This is a genomic window from Bradyrhizobium retamae, assembly GCF_001440415.1.
Classification (GTDB): Bacteria; Pseudomonadota; Alphaproteobacteria; order Rhizobiales; family Xanthobacteraceae; genus Bradyrhizobium; species Bradyrhizobium retamae.
The window spans coordinates 1-10,861 of the sequence record NZ_LLYA01000233.1 but is presented as its reverse complement, the minus strand read 5'-3'; the positions used below and the strand labels follow the sequence as shown (position 1 = coordinate 10,861).

Sequence of the window (10,861 nt, the reverse complement as noted above, 5' to 3'; positions counted from 1 at the left end):
GGTCGATCACTACCCACGCTTTGGCCAGATCGGCGCAGTTCTCAAGTCCGAGCGCTTTCACCGCGACTGCGTTACTGCCGGGAAATCCTCCGGGAAGCCATGGTAGACCGAGCGTTCGCGTCGCGAGCACATACTGCAGGCCCGGCGAGAGGCCGGTAAGATCGACCACCGGGGTACCGACTTCAACGCCGGCCACACGCGCCTGGGCTCTGGCCGTGGCCAGATAGTCGTGGAAGGATTGCGAGAGCACCAATTTTCCACCACCCGGCAGTGACATGACAGCGGTATAGGCGCGCACATCTTTCACCTGACGGAACGGCTTGAGAAGGTCACCATTGACCACTGATGCAGTGAGCAACTGTGCCAACACCGCGAGGGGTAGCAGGGTGGCGACGCTGCGCCCCTGTTGCGCAAGAGGGCTCAGGAAAGCAACGACTGCGAGCATCCAGAACAAGGCGGCAAACGAGCCAATGATCCAGTATTTGCCAGCGGTGCCCAATGCGGATAGGTGCGGCAGAACCATAAACGTTAGCGCTAGAGCGATGCTGACGGGAGCTTGGCTGCGCAGAATCAATCTCTCACGGTAGAACATCGCGCCAAGGCATGCGAAAGCCGGAACCAGGAACAGGGTCGCGCGCTTGATGCCGATCGGATCGGTTCCCAGTAGCGCAATCGCTACGGTTAGGATCAACACCGCAGCGAGGGCCAGCAATGAGAGCAACTTGTGCGCAGGCCCCACGAGAATGCTGAGCAGAAGGGCGATCACCACTACCGCAGTGATGGCGAGTTGCGAGCGACTGGTCTCGAGCCCATCGAGCCGAAACATGAGAGACACATCACGCCAGGCCCCCAGCAAGGCTCCTTCCTCAGCGCTGTTGACCATACGGGTCACCATCCCGGTGATGCCGCCGTCTATCAAATAGGCGGTAACGGTCAGCAGAGTGAGAGCGACCAGCGCCGCGCTAAACATGGGCAGCAGCGATCTTCGACACAAAGTTAGAGTATAGAGCATGACGACGAAGGTAATGGCCAGAGCGGTGGTCGGCCTGGCCATGAAGCAGCCCCAGCCGCCAACGCCGACTAAGATCCCTCCCAAGACCTGGCGGATGCGCCCCGGCCGGTCGACTAGCAGCAAGCCCATCATCACCATCAAGAGCGATTGAAAGGCCAGTGTGTAGTAGCTGGGGGTTAGCATCCATATGTTAAAGGCGACTAATGTTAAGCTGGCGATTCCTGCCGATAGTACCGCCGCATGCGGCCAGGCCGCTGTCCAGAGGCGCCGGATCAATAGGAAGCTAAGAGTCCAGCCCAGCGCCAAGGTAAACATGACGTTCGCCATACGAAGCGCTGCGATGTCACCAGCCACCCACTGATATGGCCCATGATAGACAAAGCCGAATAGGGACGGCGGAATATTGATTGCGTAGCGGAATGGGTTCGCGATGGAGTTCAGCCATAAGCCCTCGTCGCTGAGATTGAGTCCGTACCTGCTGTAGTATAGCAGCCAAGCGAAAAGGATTGCTGTGGTTATGGCAGACAGCGCCAGCAAGGTCCGATCCAGCAGGACCGATAACGTCCTTCCGTTGGTAAAGTCGATATCTCGTGGCATAGGCTGCTTCCTGCCATCCTCATACTCGTAGAGAAGTTCCATTCCGATGGATATCAGTCTCCTTGAGCTTCTAACTACCCTGCGCCGTGCAATCTCCTCCCAGAACCGGTAGAGTCAATCACCTCGGATCGGGATGGACATGAAGCTGAGCCAGTTCACGGGAGGGAGGGGCATTCGGTCCCGACCGCCTGACCAATTTCCGAGTAGCCTCCTTTGAATGACGATCATGGACCGTTTCCATTGGAGGAAAGTCATGAGTTACCCCCATCGGCCTCGATGTTGTCGCTGAACACCGTTGCGGTATGCACAGCGGACGAGAACGGACAAATCATCAGTGGGGGAACGACGTTGGCAGATGCACCGTCGATTCTGCGGTACGCAAATCTGATCAAACTGGGAGCTACCGGCTCTTAGTTTGGAAGGTCGCTTTAGCCGGCAAGATGGCCATCGTCATTCACCGTATGTGGGTCGATTGTATCGAATTCCGATGGACGGCGGAGGCGTACGAGCGCTATCGCCCTCCCAAGGGGTGCCAGTCGCGGGGCATTGGGATGGTCGAGTTCGCATTCGTATGACCTGTCGTGGCTCCCCCGCAGGTGGGGCGGCTACGCCGAAGAACTTGAGCCGGCTACCCAATTGAGTCCCAGGGCGGATCTACCGACCACGACCAGAATAGTACACACAACGCGTCTTCTAAGGGGATTTGACGGAAGGAGACCAAATACAGAAACAGTCCATCGAGATTTTGCGGGAGCAGGAGGCCGGGCGAACAAGGCCAACGTGAGCCGCAAACACCGGTTCAACCAGGCAATCTTCTACAAATAGATGGTCAAATGCAGCGGGCTTGACACGTCCGATGCGAAGCGACCTAAGACGCTAGCGGACGAGAATACGAAGCCGAGTAGTTGCTGGTGGAGGCGATGCTCGACGATGCCAGCTCAAGATCATCGTATCGAACAATGTATGGTACAGTCCGTCCGAGCAAGCGCTCGTAACATCTGGCGATCCCAGTCGCATGAATGTATTCGGCCTCTCACGAGTGGACTGCTGTTGAAGTCAGGTCATGACGATCCACGCTCGCCCCTTCAAACAAATGGTTCTGGCTATGAAGCCCGCTCTTTCCAAAGGGCTAACGGCAGGTTGATGCATTGATTCATCGTCACTGTTCCCGAGCCTTCCGATAGAGCCAGAAGCGCCATGAGAAACCAAGGTCTTCGCGTTCGTAGAGTGCTTCTGGCTCGTTCAAGATGACGCAGACAATGCGGCTATCTTCTAAAGAGACGACGGCATTGTTCGGATGCATCCGATCCTGACGGAAGCGATCGCACGTTCTGTGCAGATGAGGGAAGCAGGATCGCGCGCCTTGCACTAGACGTTTTCTCACATACGGTTGCCGCGTTTTCTCATGCCAAGCAACGCCTGTTTTCCGCGCGTCCATTGTTGTCTGGTCACCAGCTCCAGCCGTGCAGCGGGATTGCGAGCCATGCGAAACTGTCGCCCATTGCCGATCGCAGCTAGGACAGCGGTTGCACTCAATGTCCCGATAGCCGGGATTGTCATCAGCCGTCGTGTGATGTCCTCTCGATCGGCGACTGCTTCGTCACTTTACGTGCAGTTCTCCTGCACCCGACTTTCGCAGGCGCCGCCTTCGTTTTGCAATAGAGCTTTTTCTGAAGGCTCCTTATCGGACGTGTGTAGGCTCATCGCCAATCGACCCATTCCCTCGCCATCTTAAAAAGTGCGCCTGAAGTCGGGGTCCTTTCCGCCGCCGGAATTATCCGGTTTATCAGTGCTGTGACCCTGTCCGATTCTCCGGTCCATCGACTACTGGAAAGGCGCGAGCTCCGACCAATGACCTCCGACCAACAAAGCACTCCCCGAGTGCATTACCTTTTCCAGGGTGCCGCGCACATTACTCCGATGAACTAGACAAGCGCATGTGCCGAACACGGCTCTCCCCGGCGTACGATTGGATGGGCATTCACATCGTAATTTTCCAGGCGAGCTCTTGGTTCAATCACGTTACGACCCGCTTGGATTGCTCGACTGCAAGCGCGACCATTGTAACGAGGCTTCGATCCGTCCGATTGCTCGTCCAAAACCGATTCGTGAGCTAGCAGATCAATCGACAACTCTCTGAGTGGATCCATCCTCCTGGTATGCGCGTCGTCGGGGCGCACCTCACCAATTGCGCGAGGATCAAGTGCAGCTGCCTGTAACTTCCTGGCGAGCCACTGTGAACCGGCGCAAGATTCCATGGCGACTACGGCTCTGCGCATGCAAAGAAACTGCAAAAGACTGTCTCCCCGAAAACTCAACTTTCTGAGCAGGTGAAGGTTGCTTTTGACCAACACCTTCCGCGACATCGCAACTCCACAGCCGTTTTTTCGTCCTGAAGCCGCCGATTTCGAGTAGCGTGTCGCTGAGGTTACAAAACGCGTGGCCATAACTCTTCACAATGGCACTCTACCGCGATGTCAATAACGTTGCTCATAGCCGGGCGGTCAAACTCGTTTCCGAACATATGGCACCGATCTGGCGATGATGGGAGACGCTCACTTCATCAATCATTGGAGATGCATGGCGCGCAGCTGTGCGCACGGGACAAATCTGGAATAGAAAATCGTAAACGAGGGCGTACCCTACCATACCTGAGGGGAGATGTTTAAAACCCGGTGAGTTAAAGTGTGGGCGCGCCCTAACCACTCGTGGCCACCTATGGAAATTGCTCGGATTTGCGACTTAGAGCTGTCAATCGTGCCTTGCTGCAACGAGGTCTTGCGGCTGCCCAAGCTAATTCAGCATTGCGCGACAACTGCGGCCGGTGATAGCTTCGAACTTATTCTAAATGGATGGCTTCACCGACGGCACTTGGGCGGCCATGATCTGCCTGACCGCTCACCAGAAACGGTGTCGCGATTAAGCTTTCACCGAATTGCGACCAACATATCACGCTTACGGCCGGGCTCGCGACTTCGGCTGTCCTCAAAATCGACGCGCACCTCCAGGGCGTTCCCAGGGTTTCTGGCCCAAATACTTCGGAGAATGAAAGAGACCTCTGCTGACGTTGCGTACGGCCAACGAAACAGTCGTGCTGGAGAGACCTGGTTTAAGGAATGGACCGCAAGATTTTTTATCGGCCTCTAGAGCGCTCGACTGAGGTTTTAATTCCTGTCTATGCGGGAGAGTTCAGATTAATGGCTCGGAGAATAGCCGATATCTTTGTGCAAATGCCAGAGCGGGACCGCTTTATTCGCGGGATGGTTGCGTCGATTGGCTTCAAGCTGGTCGCATTCGCGGATGATCGTCATGAACGTTGCGCTGGATCCGAATATCCACTCGCCAAATTGGTTAGGCTCGCTGCCGACGCGCCTCTTGAATATCCGATGTTTTTTGTCCGGTTCTCATCGATTGTTATCCTCGGCTTTCTCGTTGCATTTGTCGGAGTGGCCGCCTATTCGTTCTATGTTTGATAGGCTAGCGGTTGCGGACGAGTCTCACGCTTTCATCACCATGATTTCTTTTTCTTCAGCTGGTCGCCTTGAGACTCGTTAGCAGATATTCATTGGTAGTGGCCTCAGACCACGTACGTTTTTCGTACCAACTCCGAGCCAAGGTGGAGACAATCACATTGATTAGTGGCCACCATCCTTCTGGCAAGCAGCATTTCGGGTTAGTCCGTCCTTAAATCGTTCGCGAGCATTTCAGAAGCGATCTACGCCACCAAGCCGTCGTACCGCTTCGATTCGATCCTGTATGCTGCTGACGACATGACTTCGGTCAACAAAACGTAAGTGAACCAAGCCTGCCATGCGTGGACTTCTACTCTTTATAATCCGAACCACTGTGTCAGTCGGGCTGCTCTACCTCGCGCTGCGCGGGATCAATTTCGGGGCGATCCAGTCGCGGCTGAGCCAAATCAAGCCGCTCTGGATCGCGCTTGCCATTGCGATGACCATCTTCCAGATCTTCATCAGCGCGCGGCGATGGCGCGAGATTTCCAATCTGTGTTATGCACCGCTAAGCAACCTGCAGGCATTCCACTACAATATAATCGGCAGCTTCTTTAACCAGATGCTGCCGTCATCGATCGGGGGCGACGCGGTTCGGCTTTGGCTCGTCAACCGCACTGGCGCGGGATTGCGCGCGGCGACCTATTCGATCCTGATCGATCGCGCTGTCGGCCTGATTGCGCTGGCGTTCATTATCGTTGCAAGTCTACCCTGGAGCTACGCTATAACTGGCGGAGCCAACGACCGGCTCGCGCTGGTCTTTGTCAATTTCGCAGCCTTCGCTGGCGGGATGGGCTTTTTGCTGCTCGGCCATCTGCACTGGGCGTGGCTGAGGAACTGTTGGCCGATAAAACATGTCCACAGCTGCTCGGCGATTGCTAACCAGGCGATTTTCAGCAAGAGCAGCGGACCGAAGATTATGGTGCTGTCGCTCACCATTCACCTGCTGACGGTCGTGATCGCGTGGTGTGGCGCACGCGCGATTGAGGCGCCCAGCGATTTCGAGCAGCTGCTCATACTGACCCCGCCGATCATGCTGATCACCATGATGCCCATTTCGATTGCCGGCTGGGGCGTACGCGAGGCGACGATGATGGTCGCCTTCGGCTACGCTGGACTTGCGCAGACCGACGGCGCCGTCGTCTCGATCCTGTTCGGCACCGTTAACTTCATCGTAGGCGCGCTCGGCGGGCTGGTCTGGATCTTCGCGGAGAAGTCGGGCGCCGAGGAGGATTAGTCGCCCTCAACACGTTGGGCACATCGGTCTGACCCGGCGGTCTGAAGTTCAAGTAGAGCTACCCGTTTGAGAACCGTTGATTCTTGCGTCAGCCGGCAGGAGAATGGCGGCTTCCTTGTATTGTAGCTTTTTGCGGCAGTATCGTACTGGCCAAGAGACCGTAGCGCGCGGCTCCAGTGTGGCCAGCAGCAGCTTCGGCCAGGTCTTCTCAGCCTCCAGCGCACTTAGGCGCGTGGCGTCCGAGACCTCCACCCCGCTGAATTGCCCTTGTATTTATAGATGCTGCCGTCGCCGACGCTATGCTTGCGGCACGGATCGGCGACCGAAGCGCTAGAGCGTTAGCCGATCAGGTTGCAAGATCCTGCGGCGACGAAGTAGTTTGTGGATTCCGCGGTCGTATAGGTGTCGATGATGCGTCCGACAGCATCCCAGAGACCACCGACGGTGCGTTCGGCGGCCTTTCGCAAATTTGGTTTGAGCTGGCGAAGGCGTTCTCGATCGGGTTGAAGTCGGGGCTGTAGGGCGGACGATAGAGGAGCGTCGCGCCGGCAGCCTCGATCATCTCACGTATGCGCGGGCCTTTGTGGCTGGAGAGGTTGATGGGGTGGACCCCCCCTCACGGCATCGCTGTGCCAAAGTGGTGTCGTTGACCATCACTTGAACGGAGGCGTCCATGTCGGAAGTTAGCATAATCGGGTTGGATCTGGCGAAGAATGTGTTCCAGATACACGGCGCGGATGCATCAGGGGCCGTGCTTTTCCGCAAGAAGCTGCCCGGGACCAGGTGCTCAAACTTCTTGCCGCGCAGCCGGCTTGCACGGTCGCCACGGAAGCCTGCGGTAGCAGTCATTACTGGGCGCGCACGATCACGAGGTTGGGGCATGAGGTGCAACTCATTGCGCCAAACTATGTAAAGCCTTTCGTGAAGCGACAGAAGAATGGCGCCGCCGATGCGGAAGCAATCTGCGAAGCCGTCCAGCGGCCGACAATGCGGTTCGTGGCGGTGAAGAGCGCGGAGCAGCAGGCGGCGGCTGTTGTGTTTCGCGCCCGTGATCTCTTGGTGCGTCAGCGGACCCAGACCATCAATGCGATCCGCGGCCATCTGGCCGAATTCGGGATGGTAGCGCCGCAAGGCCCTTCCATGTAGCCAAACTTGTGTCGGCGATCGAGGACGATGACACCAACATTCCTGAGCTGGCTCAACCTATCCTACGCCTGCTCGTGGAGCAGTTGCAATCACTTGACGAGAAGGTCGCGCTGCTCGATCGTGAGCTCGCCCGGCGCGCCAAGGAGAATGCCGACGCCAAGCGGCTGATGACGATCCCAGGAATCGGGCCGATCACGGCGACCGCGCCCGTTGCCCTGGCGCCGACGGCTCAAGCCTCTAAGAGAGGACGCCACTTTGCGGCGTGGTTAGGGCTCACCCCGCTGCAGCGCTCCACGGGCGGAAAGCAGAAGCTGGGCGAGACATCCCGCATGGGCGAACGAACCCTGCGCCGACTGCTGATCATCGGCGCGAGCGCGGCCGTGCGCTGGGCAATGCGCAAAGGCTCGACCGCAGATCCTTGGCTTGCGCGCATGCTTGCCCGCAAGCCGCCCATGCTGGTGATCGTCGCCCTCGCCGACAAGATGGCACGTATCGTCTGGGCATTGATGGCGAGAGGCGGAACCTATCGGGCTCCGGCTGCGGCGAAGTAGTTCCGCGGCAGGGCCCTTGAGAGTGTGAGAAGGTCAACTGGAGGGTATGGCGCAACGGTCAACGAGACGGGATCGGGAAAACCAGATCATGGATACGCGCCTCGAGCACGCGAGGTTGAACTGGACCCGCTCCGCGAACTCCCATACGGGCCGGCGGCATGTGACAGCCGCATCAGAGGCCGGACACATGTCAGCATCCGACCACCGTGCTCTTCGAAAAGATTCTTGTTGCACCGGCGTGGGCGTCCACACATGTCCATGATGACGATGGCGTGGTCTGGCAGCTCGTGGACGAGCACCTTCTCGACATAGTTCTTAAAGGCATCGCGGTTGATCGGACCATCGAGCACCCAAGGTGCGATGATGCCGCGTGTGGTTAGAGCGGCTACGCAGGTTGTTGTTTTCCAGTGGCCATGATGAACGCTGGCCCGCAGGCGTTCACCGCGGAGGCAACGACCATGCGTTCCGCGCCATGTTGGTCGATGCCCAGGTTTCGTCAATGAAGACGAGCCGATCCCGGTCAAGCTTGCCCTGGCTCTCGCGCCAAGCCTCGCGTCGCTTCAAGACCTCCGGGCGATCCTGCTCTGTGGCGTGGGCGGTCTTTTTCTTGCGCGTGATCTTATGGCGCTCGAAGAAGCGGCGGATCGTGCCATAGCCAAAGTACAGGCCCTGTTTGCTCAAGCTATGACGCAATTCCTCGATGGTGATATCGGGCGACGTCTCGAGCAGAGTCATGATCGTCGCCCGATGGGTATCAATCCGGTGAGACTTGCGGTCTCCGCCCTGAGCTCTCGGCTGCGCATCGCCTTGCTCCCGCTCGTGCGTTCGCCAGCGGCTTACCTCGCCGCGCTTACACCAGATCGCTCGGCAGCCTGCCGGCCCGAAACGCCGCCCCCAATACAGGCAAGCACACGTGCACGAAGATCCATCGACAGCGGTTTCGCCATGCCCGCCGGCCTCCAACCCCGGTGACCAGCTTGAATCGCCAGAACGCTGATTTGTGAATCCCCAGCGATTCAGTCAGATAGGCTAACGCTCTAGCCTCGTACTTCTTCAAATTTCAGATGATCTGGTTCTGCGGTCTCCTTCTGTCATCCCTCAGAACACGCGGCGGGTACCTTGCTTCTGTTTGTGGCTATAAACCCGCCACAGGATCCGAATCCGATCGGATGGTCGGTTCAGGCTCTTCGGCGTAGTCGCCCACCTTTGGGCAGGACGCCACGATGCAGACCGGCTATCAGTCATTGTCGTAAAACCCTATCGGTGAAACACTGGACGCGCGTAAGCGATTGATGCGGCAAAGTCGAGGGAGTTGAAATTGGCGGTGGGCTCCCGTTGCTGGTCGACGTTGGCAAGGACAACAATATCGCCTAGCGCCTCTGCGCTGCAACCGAGGGAGACGCGGAGATGTAGCCGACCATCGGTGAGGACGACGTCGACAGCATCACCGTCACAGCTGTTAAGTTGGCAGCTGCGGTGCCTCCGCTGCTCAGCACGTTAGCCGTCAGTCCGGATGCCGGCTGATGCGCTCCAGTTTAGGCGACGTTTGCATCAGCCAGGAGCTGAAAGACGACCCTACGCGAGAGATTTGGCGCGAAGTCATTTGTGAGCTGTGTCCATGTAAGGATTGAACGCCGCTGGCGCGGCATGTAGGGAGGCATAGCAAGGATTGCCTCCTGTCTGAGAGATTGCGGGTTTTCGAAGCCCAACCCTTTGACAGAAGTTTTTCAATGGCTGGGATCAGCCCACGTCGCCGCCGGATGATCGAGGACATGGCGGTCCGCAATCGGCGACGCAGCAATCGTACCTCAACGCCGTAGCGAAGTTGAGCCGATATTTCGGTCGTTCTCCCGACCGCCTCGACCTGGAGGATATCCGTGCCTTTCAGGTTCATCTGGTCGCGAAGGGGATCGGCACTGAACCAGATCGTCTGCGCACTGCGGTTCTTCTACGGTGTGACGCTTCGTCATGACACAGTTCCGGAGCGCATCGCCTATGCGCGTAAACCGCGCAAACTGCCGATCGTACTGAGCGCCGACGAGGTCGCGCGCTTCCTGGAAGCAATCCCAAGCCACAAGAGCCGGACCGCATTGACCAAGTCTATGCCGCAGGATTGCGGGTATCGGAAGTGGTCGGTTGTCGACATTGATTAGCCAACTGATGTTGATCCGGGTCGAGCACGGCAAGGGCGGCAAGGACCGCTACGTTATGCTCTCGCCGCAGCTTTTGAGGATTCTGCGGACGTAGGCGGCTCACTCAGCCAAAACGATGGCTATTTCCCGGGCGCGACGACGAGCGTCCGCTTGTCCCGAACGTGCTGCACGCCGCCTGCCGTTCAGCCTGTGTTGCGGCCGGCTTGCGCAAGTCGGTGACAGTGCATACGCTGCGGCACACATTCGCAACCCATCTCCTGGAGAACGGGGCCGACGTGCGCATCATCCAGTGATGCTCGGCCATGCCAGTCTGGCCAGCACGGCGCTCACAAAGACCATCAGCAATACGCCAACTCCGCTTGACCGGATCCGCCTGGAGGTCGTGCCGCCCGGCTGAACCGACCTAATGGTTCCGGTCCTGGAAGTGGCGGATATCTTCCGCCGCCACGGCGAAGCGTTTCGGCAAACCCGTGCCGAGCATCTGGGCCGCGTCGAGCGGCGCGTGATGGGCGCGATCACGGCATGCCGGACGGCGGTGCTCGGTGGCTATGTCGAGCAGTGCGATGACTGCGGCGCCACGCGCATCGCCTACAACTCTTGCCTTATGGGCAAATCCATTAATGGGGAGCTGGCGTGCCGGCATCGGCATTTTT

General features: G+C 58.0%; 5 protein-coding genes and 4 pseudogenes. 5 read left to right on the top strand and 4 right to left on the bottom strand.

Annotated elements, in window-relative coordinates; all coding sequences use genetic code 11:
• Window positions 1–1,651, bottom strand: a 1,651-nt coding sequence (locus CQ13_RS40010; protein ID WP_057848247.1) for a hypothetical protein, incomplete at its 3' end; no start/stop codon positions are given.
• Between the two features lie 1,338 nt (window positions 1,652–2,989).
• The gene (locus tag CQ13_RS42340; protein ID WP_082637921.1) at window positions 2,990–3,169 is read right to left on the bottom strand and encodes a transposase; all 180 of its coding nucleotides are present in this window, start codon (window positions 3,167–3,169) and stop codon (window positions 2,990–2,992) included.
• Window positions 3,170–4,725: 1,556 nt separating this feature from the next.
• On the opposite strand from CQ13_RS42340, the gene CQ13_RS44160 reads away from it, so the two are divergent.
• On the top strand, window positions 4,726–5,082 hold the full coding sequence (locus CQ13_RS44160; RefSeq protein WP_156434208.1) for a glycosyltransferase family protein: 357 nt from the start codon (window positions 4,726–4,728) through the stop codon (window positions 5,080–5,082).
• A gap of 337 nt (window positions 5,083–5,419) precedes the next feature.
• Window positions 5,420–6,358 (top strand): lysylphosphatidylglycerol synthase transmembrane domain-containing protein, encoded by a 939-nt coding sequence (locus CQ13_RS40000; protein ID WP_057848245.1) that lies wholly within the window; start codon window positions 5,420–5,422, stop codon window positions 6,356–6,358.
• A 338-nt stretch (window positions 6,359–6,696) separates the two neighbouring features.
• On the opposite strand, the pseudogene CQ13_RS39995 reads toward CQ13_RS40000, so the two are convergent.
• Window positions 6,697–6,956: pseudogene (locus tag CQ13_RS39995) on the bottom strand (transposase); the annotation flags it as partial.
• 75 nt (window positions 6,957–7,031) lie between these two features.
• Here CQ13_RS39995 and CQ13_RS39990 point away from each other — a divergent pair.
• Window positions 7,032–8,055: pseudogene (locus CQ13_RS39990) on the top strand (IS110 family RNA-guided transposase).
• A gap of 254 nt (window positions 8,056–8,309) precedes the next feature.
• Here CQ13_RS39990 and CQ13_RS46320 read toward each other — a convergent pair.
• Window positions 8,310–9,002 (bottom strand): annotated as a pseudogene (locus CQ13_RS46320) (IS630 family transposase); the annotation flags it as partial.
• Between the two features lie 783 nt (window positions 9,003–9,785).
• On the opposite strand from CQ13_RS46320, the pseudogene CQ13_RS46670 reads away from it, so the two are divergent.
• Both CQ13_RS46670 and CQ13_RS39975 read left to right on the top strand, forming a co-directional pair.
• Window positions 9,786–10,605 (top strand): annotated as a pseudogene (locus CQ13_RS46670) (tyrosine-type recombinase/integrase).
• A gap of 9 nt (window positions 10,606–10,614) precedes the next feature.
• Window positions 10,615–10,861: transposase zinc-binding domain-containing protein (locus tag CQ13_RS39975; protein WP_057848243.1), on the top strand; the 247-nt coding region annotated here is incomplete at its 3' end.